Source organism: Herbaspirillum chlorophenolicum (assembly GCF_001189955.1).
Classification (GTDB): domain Bacteria; phylum Pseudomonadota; class Gammaproteobacteria; order Burkholderiales; family Burkholderiaceae_D; genus Herbaspirillum; species Herbaspirillum chlorophenolicum.
In genome coordinates this window covers 116,464-133,444 of the sequence record NZ_LFLT01000009.1, presented here as the reverse complement: position 1 = coordinate 133,444, position 16,981 = coordinate 116,464, and the positions used below count along the sequence as shown (strand labels likewise).

Here is a 16,981-nt window from a genome sequence, read left to right as displayed (position 1 = left end):
GCAACCTTTCCGTCGGAGCAGATGCCGTGCGTGTGTTGGCCATCGCATCTGCCACGCATGGCGATGCGTGTTCATCAATTACGTTTCAACAGAACGAGTCCGTTACGCAACATCCACCAGCATTTCTCTCATCTTTTGGCCGCCAGGCCAGTCAATTTCACGATGCGCGTTTCTAAAGAAAAAACAGAATGGCAAAGCTGGGCATTCTTAAGGTTTCGCCATGCCGGACGGGGACGTAAGGTTGGGTTTCAGATTTGGATGAGGGATGTGGGGCGAATATTGAGGGGGAGCAGGTGCAACTCCAAGCGGTATGGCCGGGAAGTGGGGGATGATTGGAGTTGGGAGAGAAGGCCGGCATTCGCCGGCTTCTTTTTTTGCGGACGCGTTTTGCGGCGCGGATCGATCGAATGCATAAAGGTCGGAAGCGAAGGTTTTTGCCAAGCCAGCCGGGTGTTCTTACCTAAGGCAGCGATCAAAATGCCTGTTTTATTGGTCTTTTGCAAAAATAAACAATAAATTAGTCATTTCTTGTTTTGAACAGTTTTTTGGGTGAAAATACATTCTCCACCCGAATACCGAGGCATCCCCATGGCCAGCATCCTAGACATCGGTGAACAGATCCGGCGTGCCCGCAAGGCCCGCAAACTGAGCGCGGTCGATCTGGCGGCCCTGGCGGGCATCCATCGCAATACGCTGCTGGCGCTGGAAACCGGCAAAGGCAATATCGAACTGGCCAAGCTGCTGGCCATTTGCGGCGAACTGGCGCTGGAACTGGAGCTGGTGCCGCAGGCGGTGGCCCGGCTGCGTCGCGCCGATGCCGACTCCGCCGGTTCCGGAAGCATGACCGAGCTGTCCGAACAATTGCACGGTTTGATGAATAAGCGGAGCCGTTCATGAGCATGCTGCGTTCCCTGCGCATCCGCCTGGGGCTGGTCGACGTCGGTTCGCTGTTTGCCCTGGATGACGGTCGCTGCTACTTTCGTTTTGACGACGCCTATGCCGCCAACGCCCAGCGCCCCGTGCTCTCGCAGCTTTATCTGGCCTCCAGCGAAGAACGCACCGCCGCCCAGCTTCTCAACCCGACACTGGCCGTCAATCGCGGCGATGGCAAAGGCGGCTTGCCGCCGTTTTTCCAGAACCTGCTGCCAGAGGGGCAGCTACGCAAGCACCTGATACAGCGTGCAGGCTTGCCTCCGGACGACGAGTTCGGCCTGCTGGCCTATTGCGGCAAGGACCTGCCCGGCGATGTCTCGGCACTGGCCGAACAGCTCGATGACAAGCACATGGGGCGCCTACTCGGCCAGGGGCATGACAGTTACGAAATGAGTTCGGGGCAGTCGCCGGTGCCGGATGGCGAATCGCTTTCCGGCGTGCAGCCGAAACTGGCGCTGGTACAGGAGGGCGGGCGCTATGTGATGCGTTCCAAGGACCGGCAGGGCAGCCATTTCATCGCCAAGTTGCCAGCCTCCGACTATCCCAACATGCCGCAGGTGGAATTCGCTTCGCTGACGCTGGCTGCCGCTGCCGGCGTCGATGTCTGCACGTTCGCATTGGAACCGCTGTCGGCGATCGCCGATCACCTGCCGTTCGGTTTGCGCAACGATGCCAGCCGCTTCCTGCTGGTGCACCGTTTCGACCGCGACGCGCCCACACCCACCGGCCGTTTGCATATGGAAGATTTTGCCCAGGTCACCGGTACCGCGCCCGGCGCCAAATATGCGGGTACCTATGCCGCCATCGGCATGGTGCTGCAGGAGCGCAGCGCGCGCGGCGCGGACGATGTGTTTGAACTGCTGCGGCGGATCAAGGTGAACGAGCTGCTCGGCAATTTCGATGCGCACCTGAAAAACTTCAGCCTTCTCTACCGCACGCCGCAGGAGGCAGTCCTGTCGCCGGCCTACGATATCGTCGCCTATGCCGCTTATGTCGGCGGCAATGGCCATGCCCTGAATTTCGTACCGGGGCAAAAGGGCAAGCAACTGCTCACGCCGGCCATCCTGCGCCAGCTCGCCAATATCCTGGGCATTCCGGAACCCAAGCTGCAGGCGGTATTGGTCGACACGGTGGCGCGCGCCATGACGCACTGGCCGGCGCTGATCGCCCAATTGCCGTTCACCGATGCCCAGCGTGGGAGGCTGCTGGCGCATATCGACGCCAATGCCAGCGTGGCCGCATGGCGGCGGCGCGCGGCGCGCAAGCAAGCCGTGCGAGGAGGGCAGGAGTGAGGCCCACGCCTACCTTGCCGGTGCGTGACGGGCTGTCGCCCAGTTATCTGTGGCTACAGCCGGGGCCGTGGCCCGACATGCTGTCCTTCCTGGTCGAACGCCTCACCGCCGTTGCGCCGCAAGTGTGGCGCGAGCGCATGCTGCGCGGCGAAGTGCGCAACCAGCACGGTGAAGCGCTGCGGCCGGAAACACCTTACCGCAGCGGCGACTGCATTTTTTATTACCGCCAATTGCCGCAAGGCGAAGAGCGCATTCCGGTGGAGGAAAAGATCCTTCATGTCGACAGCCATCTGCTGGTGGCCGACAAGCCGCATTTCCTGCCGGTGATCCCGACCGGGCGTTTCGTGCAGGAGACCTTGCTGGTGCGCCTGAAGAAAGAAACCGGGCTGGAGCATCTCACGCCGATCCATCGCCTGGACCGCGAGACGGCCGGCGTGATCGTGTTCTCGCACAATCCGGACAGCCGCGGAAAGTACCAGTCCATGTTCCAGCGGCGCACCATGTACAAGGTGTACGAAGCCATCGCGCCCTTGCGCGCGGAACTGCGATTGCCCGTGGTGCATCGCAGCCGTGTGGAAGAAATTCCAGGGCAATTCTTCAAGATGTACGAGGCGCCGGGCGAGCCCAATTCGGAAACGCATATCTCACTGGCCGAGCCGCGCGGCGAGCTGGGCTTGTACCGTCTCGAACCGGTGACGGGGCGGCGCCATCAGTTGCGCGTGCACATGGCGTCGCTGGGCATTCCGATCCTCAATGACTTGTTCTATCCGAATGCGGTGCCGGTCGGTGTGGCCGATGACCTCGACAAGCCGCTGAAGCTGCTGGCGCGCTCATTGTTCTTCATCGATCCGCTGGATGGCAGCGAACGTCATTTCCACAGCGAACGCACCCTGTGAGATTCCGAACAGGTTCTGAAAACGATGCCGCTACAATTGCTACCCGCAAGACCATGATCCATCCAAGAGAGAGACACAGATGACATTTAATTTCGCACTGCATAAGAAAACCCCTCTGAAAATTCTTGCCGCCACACTGTTCGCACTCGGGGCGCAATCCGCGCTGGCCGCACCGCAGGCGCCGTTCTACGACATGGCGCAACAAGAGAAGGCCGGCCTGATCGACACCATGCGCGACCTGGTCGGCATCGAGTCGGGCAGCCAGGATCTGGAGGGGCTGGCGAAGATCGCCGCGCTGATCCGCGACCGCCTTGCCGCGCTCGGCGGCAAGGTCGAGCTGCTGGATGCGCCCGAGGTCTACCGCATGGGCGACACGCCGGAGAAGATCGGCCAGATCGTGCATGCCGAGTCGTGCATGCCGAGTTCAAGGGCACCGGCAAACGCAAGATCATGCTGATCGCGCACATGGATACCGTCTACTTGCGCGGCATGCTGAAAGACCAGCCGTTCCGCGTCGATGGCAACAAGGCCTACGGCCTGGGCATTGCCGACGACAAGCAGGGCATCGCCACCATCCTGCATACCATCGCCATCCTGCAGAAGGCGGGTTTCAAGGACTATGACACGCTGACCGTTCTGATCAACGGCGACGAGGAAATCAGTTCACCGGGCGGACGCAGCCTGCACACGAAATACGGCGCCGAGCAGGACGTGGTGCTGTCGTTTGAAGGCGGCGGGGCCGACGGGCAGCTGCGCCTGGCTACCAGCGGCATCGCCGCGGCTTACCTGAATGTGGCCGGCAAGTCCTCGCATGCGGGTGCGGCGCCGGAGAAGGGCGTCAACGCGCTGTACGAGCTGTCGCACCAGCTGCTGCAGCTGGACAAGCTGTCGCAGCCCGAGCGCGGTTTGAAGCTGAACTGGACCGTGGCCCAGGCCGGCACCAACCGCAACGTCATCCCGGCCACCGCCAGCGCACAGGCCGATGCGCGCGCGCTGAAGGTGAGCGACTTCGAGCAGCTGCAACAGCGCTTGAACGACGGCATCAAGAAGCAGTTGATCCCCGAGGCCAAGGTCAGCGTGAAGTTCGAGATGCGTCGTCCGCCGCTGGAAGCGACGCCGGCCTCGCGCAAGGTGTCGGCGCATGCGCGCACCATCTATGAAGAAATCGGCATGCCCTTGAAGGTCGCGGAAGTCGCCACCGGCGGCGGTACGGACGCGGCCTTCGCGGCCCTGAAGAGCCGTGGCGCGGTGATCGAAGGCATGGGCCTGAGCGGCTTCGGCGCGCATTCCAACGATGCCGAATATGTGCTGCTCGATACCATCGTGCCGCGCCTGTACCTGTCCACGCGACTGATCATGGATGTGGCGCAGGACAAGGTGAAGTGAAGTTGAAGCAGAAGTAAGGCAGGACAGGCGGCGGCCCCGATGACGGGCCGCCGTTTTTCTTTGCAGATTCAGGCCGCCGACTTCAGCTGGTGCAGCGACGCCACCAGGTCCGCAAAGCGCTGCCCCTGGATCATGATGTGGTGGCGCAGCACCTCTACGGTCTTTTCCGCATCGCCCGCAATGATGGCGTCGACTGCGGCTTCATGCTCGTCGAAAGACATCTTCAGGCGGTCGCGCACCCGTAACTGCAGGCGCCGGTATGGGCGCAGCCGACGGTGCAGCGCACGGGCCTGTTCGGCCAGGAAGCTGTTGTGGCTGCCGGCGTAGATGCGGTCGTGGAAGGCTTCGTTGAGGTAGAAGTAGGCATCCGGGTCGGACGCATCGCGCGCCGCCTTGCAGGCCTGGTGCGCCGCCATCAGCTCGGCGTGTTCGGCCGGCGTCATGCGGCGCGCGGCCAGGCGGCCGCACATGGCTTCGAACTCGGCCATCACCTCGAACATTTCAATCAGTTTCTGCGGACCGATCTCGGCCACGATGGCGCCGCGGCGCGGACGCATCTCGACGATGCCCATCGAGGCCAGCTGGATCAGCGCCTCCCGGATCGGCGTGCGCGAGACCCCGAATTCCTCTGCCAGCGAGGTCTCATCCAGATGCTGGCCCGGTGCCAGCTTGCCTACGGCGATCATTTCTTCAATCGATTCGCGCAGGGTTTCAGAGCGTGTCTTGGCGGTTTCCATCTGGCTATCTTTCGTTGTTGCATCCAAAACAATTATTTTAAATTGGATTGATGCTTGACAATGTATTCGTTTAAAGAGAAATTGTATACACGATGAGATTAAAAAAACACACGTAGCATCCATCAATCCTAGGAGGAGACTCAAACATGACTTCCAAGACACGTCGGCATTTGCTTGGCGCGCTCGCTGCCGCACCTTTCCTGGCAGGCTCGCAACTGGCCTGGGGCCAGACCACGAACCTGAAGATTTCGCACCAGTTTCCCGGCGGCACCATCACTGAAGGCGACTTCCGCGACCGCCTGGTGCGCATGTTCGCCCAGCAGGTCAGCGAGCGCACCAAGGGCAGCCTGAAGTTCGAGATCTATCCCGGCTCTTCGCTGATGAAGACCAATGCGCAGTTCTCCGCCATGCGCAAGGGCGCGCTGGACATGTCGCTGGTGCCGCTAAACTACTCCGGCGGCGAAGTCCCCGAAACCAATATCGGCCTGATGCCGGGCCTGGTAACGTCCTACCAGCAAGGCGCATCGTGGAAGAACGCCGAAGTCGGCAAGGAGCTGGCGCGCATCCTGGGTGAGAAGGGCGTGGTCATCGTCAGCTGGATCTGGCAGGCGGGCGGCGTGGCTTCGCGCGGCAAGCCGATCGTCGATCCGGCCGATGCCAAGGGCATGAAAGTGCGCGGCGGCTCGCGCGAGATGGACCTGATCCTGAAGGAAGCCGGTGCCGCCGTGGTGACGCTGCCTTCCAACGAAATCTACGCGGCGATGCAGACCGGCGCCATGGATGCGGCGATGACCTCGTCGACTTCCTTCATGTCGTTCCGCCTGGAAGAAGTCGCCAAGGCGCTCACCACCGGACGCGACAAGGCCTACTGGTACATGTTCGAACCGCTGATGATGTCCAAGGCTGTATTCGACCGCCTGTCCAAGGACCAGCAGGCCGCCATCATGGCCGTGGGCGCCGACATGGAGCAGTTCGCCATGAAGGCGGCGCAGGCCGATGACATCGCCGTGGCCCAGGTCTACCAGAAGGCCGGCGCCAAGGTGGTCGACCTGAACGCGGAAGTGGTCAAGAAGTGGCAGGACATCGCCCGCAATACCGCCTGGAAGGATTTCGCCGGGCGTAACGCCAGCTGCGCCAACCTGCTGAAGCTGGCGGAGAAGACCCTATGAGTCACGGTTTCGAGATGCCGGGCGCCGCCCCGGCGCGGCCGGCGGTGCCGGCCAGCCCGCCTGTGGCGTGGCTGGCCGCGGCGCTGGAGAAATTCCACAAGCTGGCCGTGTTCCTCGGCATGATCGCGCTGGTGGTGACATCGTGCATCCTGACCTATTCGGTGGTGGTGCGTTATTTTTTCCACCATCCCACCGACTGGCAGGATGAGGCATCGGTATTCATGCTGGTGGGCGTGATTTTCCTGTGCTCGGCCTATGTGCAATCGCTGCGCGGCCATATCGGCATCGAAGCCCTGGCGGGTTTCCTGTCGCCGGTCGCCAACCGTGTGCGCATGTTCATCGTCGACCTGGTGTCCTTCATCTTCTGCGCATTCTTCGCATGGAAATCGTGGACGCTGTTCCATGAGGCCTGGGTGGATGGCCAGACTACATCGTCGACCTTTGCACCGCCGCTGTGGATTCCCTACTCGATGATGGCGCTGGGCATGACCGTCCTCACGCTGCAGCTTCTGGTGCAGGTGCTGGTGCGCATTACCGGCACGGTGGAAGCGAAGGAGGGCGCACAATGAGCCCGCTCATGCTTGGGGTCCTGTACGGGATCGTCACCATCGTCGTCATGTGTTCCGGCATGCCCATCGCCTTCGCGCTGGGCGTGGTGGCTACCGGTTTCATGTACGTTTTCATGCCTGAGTCTTCGCTGGACACCATCACCCAAAACGTCTACGAGGAGATCGCCTCGATCACGCTGCTGTCGATCCCGCTGTTCATCCTGAAGGGGGCGGCGATAGGTAAATCGCCCGCGGGCAAGGACCTGTATTCGGCCATCCATGCCTGGCTCAACCGCGTGCCGGGAGGACTGGGCATCGCCAACGTGTTCGCTTGCGCGCTGTTCGCCGCCATGGCCGGTTCCTCGCCCGCGACCTGCTCGGCGATCGGTTCGGCCGGCATTCCTGAAATGCGCCGGCGCGGCTATTCGCCGGGATTCGCGGCAGGCATCATCGCCGCCGGCGGCACGCTGGGCATCCTGTTGCCGCCGTCGATCACCATGATCCTGTACGCGGTGGCGGCCGAGCAGTCGCTGGGCCGCCTGTTCCTGGCAGGCATCGGCCCGGGCGTGTTGCTGGTGCTGTTGTTTGCTGGCTATGCCGTGTTCCGCGCCCGCAAGGAATACAAGATGGCGCATGCGATCTACAGCGCGGGTGGCGCCAAGTCGGCCTATCTGGATGACGAGCACTTCACATTGGCGCAGAAGGTGGAAATGCTGCCGCGCGTGCTGCCGTTCCTGATCCTGCTGATCGGCGTGATGGTGGCGCTCTATGGCGGGCTGGCCACGCCATCCGAAACCGCCGGCCTGGGCGCGCTGCTGGCGCTGGTGCTGATCGCCATCGTCTACCGCATCTACAAGCCGCGCGAGATCGCTCCCTTCCTCAGTTCCACCATCAAGGAATCCGGGATGCTGCTGCTGATCATCGGCATGTCGCTGCTGTATTCCTACGTGATGAGCTACCTGCACATCAGCCAGTCGGCGGCGCAATGGGTGGTCGACCTGCACTTGTCGAGGTGGCTGCTGCTGGCGGTGATCCTGTTGATGGTGATCGTGCTGGGCTTCTTCCTGCCGCCGGTCTCGATCATCCTGATGACCGCGCCCATCATCCTGCCGCCGCTGAAGGATGCCGGTTTCGACCTGATCTGGTTCGGCATCGTGATGACGGTGGTGATGGAAATGGGTCTGATCCACCCGCCGGTGGGGCTGAATTTGTTCGTGATCAAGAACATCGCGCCGGACATCCCCCTGGGCGACGTGATCAAGGGCACCATTCCTTTCCTGGCGCTGATGTTCCTGGCGGTTGTGCTGTTGTGCATGTTTCCTGGCATCGCGACCGCATTGCCTGACTTACTGATGGGAGTGAAGTAGATATGAGTGGTAGCGAACGCGTCTGGAACGCGCGCCAGAAGAACCGGGACAACCGGCTGGCGCGCGCCGTGGCGGTGCTGGGCGGAAAACTGCAGGGCAAGATCGCGCCGGCGGCGCAACTGGCCGACCTGCTGTATGCGGTGATCGAGCCGGGCGACCGGGTCTGCGTCGAGGGCAACAACCAGAAGCAGGCCGACTTTCTGGCCAAGGGCCTGGCCTCGCTCGACCCGGCGCGCGTGCATGACCTGCACATGCTGTTTTCGGTGCTGGCCTTGCCGGAACATCTGGACGTGTTCGAGAAAGGGATCGCGTCGAAGCTGGACTTTTCCTTCTCCGGCCCGCAGGCAGGCCGGCTGGCGAAACTGGCATCGGCCGGCCGGCTCAATATCGGCGCGATCCATACCTACCTTGAGCTGTTCGGCCGCTACTTCATCGACCTGACGCCGCGTGTGGCGCTGGTGGCCGCGCAGGCGGCCGACCGCCACGGCAACCTGTACACCGGGCCGAATACGGAAGACACGCCGGCGATTGCCGAGGCCACGGCCTTCAGCAGCGGCATCGTGATCGCCCAGGTCAACGAGATCGTCGACGAGCTGCCGCGCGTGGACATCCCGGCCGACTGGGTCAGCTTTGCCATCAAGGCGCCCACGCCGCATTACATCGAACCGCTGTTCACACGCGACCCGGCGCAGATTTCCGAAATCCAGGTACTGATGGCGATGATGGCCATCAAGGGCATCTACGCCGAATACGGCGTGCAGCGCCTGAACCACGGCATCGGCTTCGACACCGCCGCCATCGAGCTGATCCTGCCGACCTATGCCGAGTCGCTCGGCCTGCGCGGCAAGATCTGCAAGCACTGGGCGCTCAACCCGCATCCGGCGCTGATCCCCGCCATCGAGGCCGGCTTCGTCGAATCGATCCATTCCTTCGGTTCCGAGCTGGGCATGGAGGAATACATCCGCGCCCGGCCCGACGTGTTCTTCGTCGGCCCCGACGGCTCCATGCGCAGCAACCGGGCGTTCTCGCAGACGGCCGGCCACTACGGCTGCGACATGTTCATCGGCTCCACGCTGCAGATCGATTTGCAGGGCAATTCTTCCACCGCCACGCTGGGCCGCATCGCCGGTTTCGGCGGCGCCCCCAACATGGGCGCCGACGCGCGCGGCCGGCGCCATGCCAGCCCCGCCTGGCTGAAGGCCGGGGAGCAGGCGCGCGCCGGCAGGAACACCATCCCGCGCGGCCAGAAGCTGGTGGTGCAGACGGTGGAAACCTTCCGCGAGCACATGCAGCCGGCCTTCGTCGAACGGCTGGATGCGTGGCAACTGGGCGAGCAGGCCAAGATGCCGATCCCGCCGGTGATGATCTACGGCGACGACGTGACCCACATCCTGACCGAGGAAGGCATCGCCAACCTGTTGCTGTGCCGCACCGACGAGGAGCGCGAGCAGGCCATCCGCGGCGTGGCCGGCTATACGCCGGTGGGCCTGGCGCGCGACAAGCGCATGGTGGAAAACCTGCGCGACCGCGGCGTGATCCGTCGCGCCGAAGACATGGGCATCGACAAGCGCCTGGCGACCCGCGACCTGCTGGCAGCCAAGAACATGAAGGATCTGGTGCGCGCTTCGGGCGGCTTGTACAACCCGCCCAAACGTTTCCGCAACTGGTAATAATGATCAGAGGAAAAAGCGTGAGCTACGCAACATTATTTTTCGCGGTGCTGGCGTCTTCCGTTGCCGTCGGTGCGGCCGCCCGGGTGACAGAAATCAAGATCGACAAGGTGGAAAGGATTTCGGAGGGACCCCAAGCCTATGAAAAGATATTAGGAAGGGCGTTTGGCACGCTTGATCCCAAAGATCGAAGAAACAAAGACATTACCGACATCTCCCTTGGACTTGGCGCCGATGGGATGCTGCACTATGAAGCCAAGTTCACCTTGGTAAAGCCGGTCGATATGAAGGTATCGAGCGGTTTTCTGTGGCATGACGTGCCCAATCGAGGCGAGGCAGCCAGTCCCGGAGGGCTGGAGACGGACGCGGGAGACATGATGCTGTGGTCCGGATGGCAAGGCGATAATGCCGGCCTGACCGCGATTCCGAAAGACCGGACGACTGGGCTGACGCATTGGGTTGCATTGCCGATGGCTAGAGTCGATGGCGCCTTGGTCACAGGCAAGGTCATGGCCAGAATCGTCAACCAGGAGGGCAAGGATTCGAAGCCTCTCATCGTCCACCGGTTCCCTGTTCCCTATCCTCCCGCCACGCTGGATACGGCTGCCGCGGTGATGAAAACCCATCTGAGAGAAACGGTGCGCGGGGAGGTGACTGAAGGGCCGGACATTCCGTCATCGGATTGGGCATTCGCTAAATGCGATGCGAATCATCCGTTCCCGGGCAGGCCGATTGACATCACCCCCGGCAAGGCAGATCTTCCCGTGCAAATTTGCATGAAGAATGGCTTCGATCCCAAATTGGTTTATCAGCTGGTTTATCCGGCGACCGGAGCTTATGTGCTGGGGGCGGGCATGGCCGCGTTCAGGGACGTAGGATCGTTTTTCAAGTATGCAACAAAGGACGATGCAGGCGTCGCCAACCCTGTTGCGGGCGCGGTTCGGGGGAGTGCGATAAGAGGTGTTTCCCAGTCGGGGAATATGCTTCGCCAGTTCATCTTCATGGGCATGAATGAGGATGAGAAGGGGCGCAAGGTATACGACGGCGCGTGGGCCAGAATTGCCGGCCGCCGGGTCTCCATCAATTCACGGTTTGCGCAGCCGGACGGAACGCTCGAGCTTTACATGATGGGAAGCGAAGGCCCGCAATGGTGGACCGAGTGGGATGACGCCGTCCGGGGCTTGCCGAAAAAATCCATCTTTACCCGCTGCGAAAAAAACGGCACTTGCCCGAAGGTGTTTGAGAGTTTTGGGTCTGCCGAAGTCTACGCGCTGAAAATGACGCCTGAATGGGTCGGGACCGACGCCAAATCGGATATTCCGCTCCCGGCCAATGTGCGCCGCTACTACATTGCATCGACTACACATGGCGGCAACAACGGCGGCTTCAACTGGCAACCGACGACCTCTGCCCAACCGACGTGCCCGGGAAACAATTTCGGAAAAGGGACGCTGGCCGAGAACCCCATCGCTCACATCGAGATGGAGAACGTGCTGAAGGTCGCCATGCGTTCATGGGTGTTGAATAATACGCAGCCGCCGGCGAGCCGGTATCCCACCATCAAAGATGGGAACCTGGTGATCGCGAGCAAGGAAAATATCGGTTTTCCTTCGAACATCCCGGGGATTCCGGACACGATCTTCTCTCCCGATAACTTCATCTTCCCCATCCTTGACTACAACTGGGGTCCCCAGTTCGACCACAGTGAAGCATCGGGTATTCCGACGAATCTGCCGCCGCCCATCAAATCGGTGATACCCATGATGGCGCCAAGGGTCGATGCCGACGGCAACGAAATAGGCGGCGTTCCAACGGTTCTTGCGATGGCGCCATTAGGGACCTACCTGGGCTGGAATATCACGGCCGGCGGATTCCACGCCGGGCAAATCTGCAACTATATCGGCGGGTATGTGCCTTTTGCGAAGACCAAGGAACAGCGCACGGCAACCCGTGATCCCCGTTTGTCGCTTGAAGAACGGTATAAGGATCACGCGGGCTACGTGAAAGTCGTGATAGAGGCCGCCAACAAGGCTTACGCGGAGGGCTACCTGCTTGGGATTGACCGGGACCGCCTGATCCGGGAAGCAAGAGATAGCCAGGTGCTACGCTAAAACACGTAATCACAAAGAACGAAATAACAACGACATCCCCTATGGAAACCTTAACTTTTCATTTTGAAAACGGCGTGCGCCGCCTCAAGGCCAACCCCGAACTGGTCGGCGTGGTCAGTTCCGGCAACCTTGAGGTATTGATCGAGAACGCCGCCCTCGGCGGCGGCTGCGCGATCGAGGTCAAGACCGCCGCGCGTGGCTTCGGCGCCATCTGGGAGGCGGTGATGAACGACTTCTTCCAGCGCTGGCAGCTGGCCGACACGCGCATTTCCATCAACGACATGGGAGCCACTCCGGCGGTGGTCAGCCTGCGCCTGGACCAGGCCGTTGAATCCATGGTGGAGGAAGCCAAATGAGTGCCAGCTACCTGGAAGCCACCGCGCGCGAACGCATCCTGCAAGTACTCGATGCCGGCAGCTTTGCCGAATTGCTGCCGCCCGCGCAGCGCGTGGTCAGCCCGCATTTGGGGCAACTGGATGCCCCGGTCTCGTTTGACGATGGCGTGGTGATCGGCGAAGGCACGCTCGACGGCCGCGCGGTGATGGCGGCGGCGCAAGAGGGCGGCTTCATGGGCGGCGCGGTGGGCGAGGTGCATGGCGCCAAGCTGGTCGGTTTGCTCAAGCGCGCCATCCGCAAGAAAGCCGCGGGTGTGGTGCTGCTGCTGGAAACCGGCGGCGTGCGCCTGCATGAGGCCAACGCCGGGCTGATCGCCGTGTCGGAAGTGATGCGCGCCGTGCTCGATGCGCGTGCTGCAGGCATTCCGGTGATCGTGCTGGTGGGTGGCGCCAACGGCTGCTTCGGCGGCATGGGCATCGTGGCGCGCTGCGCCAGCACGGTGATCATGTCGGAAGAAGGACGGCTGGCGATGTCCGGACCCGAGGTGATCGAGACCGCCAACGGCGTGGAAGAGTTCGACTCGCGCGACCGTGCCCTGGTCTGGCGCACTACGGGTGGAAAACACCGCTACCTGATCGGCGATTGCCAGGTGCTGGTCAATGACGATGTCCATGCTTTCCGCGCCGCCGCAGCGGAGGCGTTGAAGAATGCCGGTCCGACTGCGCTGACGCTGCAGGGACTGGAAGCAGAACAGGAAGTGCTGCGCCAGCGCATTGCGCGTTTCGGTGACGCCCACGATCCGATGGATATCTGGCAGGCGCTGGGCGTGGCACAGCCGGAAGCGGTGCCGATGCTGGAAGCGGAACCCTTCGTCGCCCTGGCCGATGCCCATCGCGTCCGTACCCAAGCATAAGGAATTCAGGCATGCAAACCGCAGTCAATACTGCCGCAGAGGTCAAACAGGTCGACTGGCGCGCGCTTGCGCAGCAGTTGTTTCCGCAGGGGCATGACATTGCCGGGAAGGACAATTTCCTGTCCGGCACGGCCCAGGTCGATGGCGCCACCGTGACCGTGGTCGGCACCACCGGCCATACGCCGATCGGCATCGAGATCGCGCTGGCGCAGGCGGCCAGTATCCTCGACACGGTGCGCGCCCATCCCGGCCGCGCCATCGTCATCCTGGTCGATACGCAGGGCCAGCGCCTGCGCCACCGCGACGAGATGCTGGGCATCAACAGCTACATGGCGCATCTCGGCAAATGCGTGGAACTGGCGCGCCGTTCCGGCCATCGCGTGGTCGGGCTGGTCTACGACCAAGCCTTGTCGGGCGGCTTCATCACCAGCGGGCTGATCGCCGATGCCTGCTATGCCTTGCCGGACGCCACCATCCGCGTCATGGGCTTGCCTGCCATGGCGCGCATTACCAAGGTGCCGCAAGAGCGCTTGACCGAACTGGCCCAGAGCAACCCGGTGTTCGCTCCCGGCCCGGAGAACTATCTGCGCATGGGCGGCGTGGCCGAGATCTGGAGCGGCGATCTGGCGCAGGCGCTGTGTGACGCACTGGCGGTGGATCGCTCGGCCGACCGGCGCGCCGTCACCGGGCTGGAGCGCGGCGGGCGCAAGCTGGCCCAGCGCGTCATCGATGCCGTGGCCGACGATGTGCCGCTCGATTGAACGGGATTGCCGCATGCATGAACGCCATCATCTTGTCTGGCTGAGCGAAGCGGGCTGGCAGCGCGCGCAGGAGCGCGCGGGAGATGCCCGCCAGCGCGAGGCAATGGTGCGCTGGCAGCAGAACCGCTGGCCGGTGGTGGTGCGCCGCGCCGACGCCGATGCGGGTATCGACGCCGCTGCCGGCGATATCTGCGCCGGCATCGCCTTGCCGCCCGACGCGCACGGCAACAAGCCGCGTATCGCCTTGCGCCTGCATGCCTCGGAAGTGGCGGCCAGCCATGCGCCTTTCCTGCTGCGCGACATTGCCGCCGCGCGCTTGCCGGGTCTGCCGCCAGTATGGCATGAGCAGATGGCGCAATTGCAGGAAAGCATGGCGCGTGAAGGGATTGCACTGGCCGTATTCGGTTCGCTGGCCTGGCAGGCCATCACCGGGCAGCAATATGTGCGCGGCGGATCCGATATCGACCTGCTGTTCGAACCGGCCAGCCAGGAGCAATTGGCACAAGGTGTGCGCCTGCTGGCTTACCACGCGATGTTCCTGCCGCTGGATGGCGAAATCGTCTTCCCCGGCGGCGTCGCGGTGTCGTGGAAGGAATGGCGGCAGGTCGCCGTCAAGGGGGGCGATCCCGACAACAAGGTGCTGGTCAAGACGCCGGATGCGGTGAGGCTGGAGCGCGTCGGCGTACTATCGGCAAGCCTGCCGCAACAAGGGGGCCAACGATGCGCAGCCTGAACCGGCCCGCTGGGCAGCCAAGGGAGAATTGGCGCGCCGCGCTCGCGCCGGTGCCGCATTACACGCAGAAGCGCCGCGATGTCCGCGACAACCTCGCTTTCAGCCGCACGCTGGCGCGCCTGGCGCTGCGCAGCCTGTACCAGGAGCTGGTGCTCTATCCCAAGCCGGGGCTGGTCTCGCTGGTGGATAACGGTAGCCATCGCGATATGGACGCGTCCACTTTCATGCGCAGCCTGTTTTCGCTGCGCCGCTATTTTTTCCTGATTGCCGAAGCCGGCATGCAGGGGGCTCCCTTCAAGTATCTGCAGCGCCTGGCGATTGCCGCGGAAGAGCGCATGCTGCGCGCCACCGGCGGCGTCAACACCCATCGCGGCGCCATTTTCGCGTTGGGCATGCTGTGTGCGGCGATGGCCTATTGCCGTGCGCAGAAGATGCCCCTGTCGGACGCGTCGATACGCGCCACGCTGCTGATCCAATGGGGCGATGCGCTGGCCAGCCACACCCATGCGAATGCGCAAGGCCAGACCAGCCACGGGCAACAGGTGGCCGCGGCCCATGCCGTGGGCGGCGCGCGCGAGGAGGGGGCGCTGGGGTTCCCGTCGGTGTTCGAGATCGCGTTGCCGCGCATGCGCCAGACGCTGGAACATGGCCGCGACTGGCAAGAGGCCAAGATCGATGCCTTGTTCGCATTGATGCAGCATGTCAGCGACACCAATGTCTACCACCGTGGCGGTGAACAGGGTGCCGCGCTGGTGCGCGGGCGCAGCGCCGATTTCCTGGCCGCCGGCGGCACCGCCAATCCCGGCTGGCATGCGATGGCCATCGATTGCCATCGGGCCTTCGTGGCGCAGCGCCTTTCGCCGGGCGGTGCGGCCGACCTGCTGGCGGCGGCTTGCCTGGTGCATCAGGCGTGTGCGCTGGGCGAAGGTTCCGGCTTGCCGTTGCGCGGGAGGGGTTAAGCATGCGCCTGGCAATCCTTTGCCCCGGCCAGGGCGGCCAGAATCCCGCCATGTTCGACATGGCGCGCGCTGACGCGAACGGCGCCGCTTTCCTTGCACAATGCGGACTGCAACAGTGGCTGGATGCGCCGCTTGCCGATGTGCTGGCCGACCCGCAGCAGCTCTATGCCAACCGCTATGCACAACCGTTGATTGTTGCAGCCCAGCTTGCCGCCTGGCATGCCATTGCCGATGAGCTTGCCGCTATTGCCGGTACGCCCTCGGTAGTGGCCGGCTATAGCGTTGGCGAATTGTCCGCCTATGCGGTGGCGGGCGTGTTCGATGCCGCAGAGGCCGTCGGTATTGCAGCGCGGCGTGCAGGCTTGATGGATGTTGCCCGGCAACAGGCGCCTGCCATGCAGCGCGAGCAGGGCCTGATGTCGGTGGGGGGAGTGGCAGGCGCTGCGGCGCGTGTTGTGCTGCAACGCCATGGCGCGTATGCCGCCATCGATACCGGCGAAGAGTCGCTGATTGCGGGGGGCGCCAGCCGCGACCTGCGTGCCGCCGCCGACGAGCTGGCCGCAATGGGCGCGCGCACCGGCGAGCTGCCGGTCGGGCTGGCTTCGCATACGCCGCTGATGCAGGCAGCAGTCGCCCCGTTTTCCGATGTGCTGGCGCAGGCTTCCTGTTCGACGCCGTCGCTCACCTTGCTGGCGGGCGTTACCGGGCAGGCCGTCGATGATGCTTTGCAGGCCCGCAGCTTGCTGGCAAGACAACTAGCCGAGACCATCCAGTGGGCCGCCTGCATGGATGCCTGCGCCGAACGCGGCGTCACGGTCGCGCTGGAGCTTGGGCCTTGCTCGGCGCTGTCGCGCATGCTGCGCGAGCGCCATCCGCAGATCGAATGCCGTTCCCTGTCCGATTTCCGCAGCTTTTCCGGAGCGCTGGCCTGGCTGCGGCGCCAGGCCGGTTGAGGCCGGCTGGAAGCGGATTGCCTGTCCTGCCGCGATTACCCCATCCAATGGCTGCTCTACACCGATAGCCGACGCGGGGAGGGCTGGCATCCCCCCTGTGCAAGTGCTATGTTGAAGGCGTGGATGCTGTAAAGCCTTGTCCCATCAGGGTACCGATGTCTGGTATGAGCATTGCCCTGCAATTTCGCATTGCGCTTCGTATCGCATCCCTGCCTGA

15 protein-coding genes and 1 pseudogene are annotated in these 16,981 nt (G+C 63.1%); 15 read left to right on the top strand and 1 reads right to left on the bottom strand.

The window, feature by feature from the left end; translation table 11 throughout:
- Positions 1 to 588: 588 nt before the first annotated feature.
- From AKL28_RS08430 to AKL28_RS08415, 4 genes and pseudogenes are all read left to right on the top strand, one after another.
- On the top strand, positions 589 to 897 hold the full coding sequence (locus AKL28_RS08430) for a helix-turn-helix domain-containing protein (RefSeq protein WP_050467670.1): 309 nt from the start codon (positions 589 to 591) through the stop codon (positions 895 to 897).
- Positions 894 to 2,225: a type II toxin-antitoxin system HipA family toxin gene (locus AKL28_RS08425; RefSeq protein WP_050467669.1), complete on the top strand. Its 1,332-nt coding sequence runs from the start codon at positions 894 to 896 to the stop codon at positions 2,223 to 2,225. The genes AKL28_RS08430 and AKL28_RS08425 overlap by 4 nt, the downstream gene beginning before the upstream one ends.
- Positions 2,222 to 3,121 carry a pseudouridine synthase gene (locus AKL28_RS08420; RefSeq protein ID WP_050467668.1) on the top strand — a complete coding sequence of 300 codons (900 nt, stop codon included), beginning with the start codon at positions 2,222 to 2,224 and terminating at the stop codon, positions 3,119 to 3,121. Before AKL28_RS08425 ends, AKL28_RS08420 begins: the two co-directional genes overlap by 4 nt.
- 79 nt (positions 3,122 to 3,200) lie before the next feature.
- A pseudogene (locus AKL28_RS08415) lies at positions 3,201 to 4,507 on the top strand (M20/M25/M40 family metallo-hydrolase).
- Positions 4,508 to 4,575: 68 nt separating this feature from the next.
- On the opposite strand, the gene AKL28_RS08410 reads toward AKL28_RS08415, so the two are convergent.
- Positions 4,576 to 5,244, bottom strand: coding sequence for a GntR family transcriptional regulator (locus tag AKL28_RS08410; protein ID WP_050467667.1), 669 nt, complete (start codon positions 5,242 to 5,244; stop codon positions 4,576 to 4,578).
- Positions 5,245 to 5,390: 146 nt separating this feature from the next.
- On the opposite strand from AKL28_RS08410, the gene dctP reads away from it, so the two are divergent.
- From dctP to AKL28_RS08355, 11 genes are read left to right on the top strand one after another with little or no spacing between them, the layout of a single operon-like run.
- Entirely contained in the window at positions 5,391 to 6,413 is a 1,023-nt protein-coding gene (gene dctP / locus AKL28_RS08405) for a TRAP transporter substrate-binding protein DctP (RefSeq protein WP_050467666.1), read from the top strand.
- The gene (locus AKL28_RS08400) at positions 6,410 to 6,982 is read left to right on the top strand and encodes a TRAP transporter small permease (RefSeq protein WP_050467665.1); all 573 of its coding nucleotides are present in this window, start codon (positions 6,410 to 6,412) and stop codon (positions 6,980 to 6,982) included. The genes dctP and AKL28_RS08400 overlap by 4 nt, the downstream gene beginning before the upstream one ends.
- A complete protein-coding gene (locus tag AKL28_RS08395) occupies positions 6,979 to 8,328 on the top strand; it encodes a TRAP transporter large permease (RefSeq protein ID WP_050467664.1) in 1,350 nt (449 codons plus the stop codon). The genes AKL28_RS08400 and AKL28_RS08395 overlap by 4 nt, the downstream gene beginning before the upstream one ends.
- 2 nt (positions 8,329 to 8,330) lie before the next feature.
- Positions 8,331 to 9,998, top strand: a complete 1,668-nt coding sequence (gene mdcA, locus AKL28_RS08390) for a malonate decarboxylase subunit alpha (protein WP_050467663.1) — start codon at positions 8,331 to 8,333, stop codon at positions 9,996 to 9,998.
- 20 nt (positions 9,999 to 10,018) lie between these two features.
- A complete protein-coding gene (locus AKL28_RS08385; RefSeq protein ID WP_231602372.1) occupies positions 10,019 to 12,109 on the top strand; it encodes an alpha/beta hydrolase domain-containing protein in 2,091 nt (696 codons plus the stop codon).
- A gap of 41 nt (positions 12,110 to 12,150) precedes the next feature.
- The gene (gene mdcC / locus AKL28_RS08380) at positions 12,151 to 12,465 is read left to right on the top strand and encodes a malonate decarboxylase acyl carrier protein (RefSeq protein ID WP_050467662.1); all 315 of its coding nucleotides are present in this window, start codon (positions 12,151 to 12,153) and stop codon (positions 12,463 to 12,465) included.
- Positions 12,462 to 13,358: a biotin-independent malonate decarboxylase subunit beta gene (locus AKL28_RS08375; protein WP_050467661.1), complete on the top strand. Its 897-nt coding sequence runs from the start codon at positions 12,462 to 12,464 to the stop codon at positions 13,356 to 13,358. Before mdcC ends, AKL28_RS08375 begins: the two co-directional genes overlap by 4 nt.
- A gap of 11 nt (positions 13,359 to 13,369) precedes the next feature.
- Positions 13,370 to 14,119, top strand: a complete 750-nt coding sequence (gene mdcE / locus AKL28_RS08370) for a biotin-independent malonate decarboxylase subunit gamma (protein ID WP_050467660.1) — start codon at positions 13,370 to 13,372, stop codon at positions 14,117 to 14,119.
- Positions 14,120 to 14,132: 13 nt separating this feature from the next.
- Positions 14,133 to 14,852 carry a malonate decarboxylase holo-[acyl-carrier-protein] synthase gene (gene mdcG / locus AKL28_RS08365; protein WP_156226271.1) on the top strand — a complete coding sequence of 240 codons (720 nt, stop codon included), beginning with the start codon at positions 14,133 to 14,135 and terminating at the stop codon, positions 14,850 to 14,852.
- Positions 14,840 to 15,811, top strand: coding sequence for a triphosphoribosyl-dephospho-CoA synthase MdcB (mdcB, locus tag AKL28_RS08360; protein WP_050467658.1), 972 nt, complete (start codon positions 14,840 to 14,842; stop codon positions 15,809 to 15,811). The genes mdcG and mdcB overlap by 13 nt, the downstream gene beginning before the upstream one ends.
- A 2-nt stretch (positions 15,812 to 15,813) precedes the next feature.
- Positions 15,814 to 16,764: an ACP S-malonyltransferase gene (locus AKL28_RS08355; protein WP_050467657.1), complete on the top strand. Its 951-nt coding sequence runs from the start codon at positions 15,814 to 15,816 to the stop codon at positions 16,762 to 16,764.
- Positions 16,765 to 16,981: the final 217 nt, after the last annotated feature.

What these genes read in the sequence shown, in the direction of transcription:
- dctP (WP_050467666.1), top strand. Translation starts at nt 5,391, where the DNA reads ATGACTTCCAAGACACGTCGGCATTTGCTTGGCGCGCTCGCTGCCGCA.
- mdcA (WP_050467663.1), top strand. Translation starts at nt 8,331, where the DNA reads ATGAGTGGTAGCGAACGCGTCTGGAACGCGCGCCAGAAGAACCGGGAC.
- mdcB (WP_050467658.1), top strand. Translation starts at nt 14,840, where the DNA reads ATGCGCAGCCTGAACCGGCCCGCTGGGCAGCCAAGGGAGAATTGGCGC.
- mdcE (WP_050467660.1), top strand. Translation starts at nt 13,370, where the DNA reads ATGCAAACCGCAGTCAATACTGCCGCAGAGGTCAAACAGGTCGACTGG.
- AKL28_RS08425 (WP_050467669.1), top strand. Translation starts at nt 894, where the DNA reads ATGAGCATGCTGCGTTCCCTGCGCATCCGCCTGGGGCTGGTCGACGTC.
- AKL28_RS08400 (WP_050467665.1), top strand. Translation starts at nt 6,410, where the DNA reads ATGAGTCACGGTTTCGAGATGCCGGGCGCCGCCCCGGCGCGGCCGGCG.
- AKL28_RS08355 (WP_050467657.1), top strand. Translation starts at nt 15,814, where the DNA reads ATGCGCCTGGCAATCCTTTGCCCCGGCCAGGGCGGCCAGAATCCCGCC.
- AKL28_RS08410 (WP_050467667.1), bottom strand. Translation starts at nt 5,244, where the DNA reads ATGGAAACCGCCAAGACACGCTCTGAAACCCTGCGCGAATCGATTGAA.
- AKL28_RS08430 (WP_050467670.1), top strand. Translation starts at nt 589, where the DNA reads ATGGCCAGCATCCTAGACATCGGTGAACAGATCCGGCGTGCCCGCAAG.
- mdcG (WP_156226271.1), top strand. Translation starts at nt 14,133, where the DNA reads ATGCATGAACGCCATCATCTTGTCTGGCTGAGCGAAGCGGGCTGGCAG.
- AKL28_RS08395 (WP_050467664.1), top strand. Translation starts at nt 6,979, where the DNA reads ATGAGCCCGCTCATGCTTGGGGTCCTGTACGGGATCGTCACCATCGTC.
- mdcC (WP_050467662.1), top strand. Translation starts at nt 12,151, where the DNA reads ATGGAAACCTTAACTTTTCATTTTGAAAACGGCGTGCGCCGCCTCAAG.
- AKL28_RS08375 (WP_050467661.1), top strand. Translation starts at nt 12,462, where the DNA reads ATGAGTGCCAGCTACCTGGAAGCCACCGCGCGCGAACGCATCCTGCAA.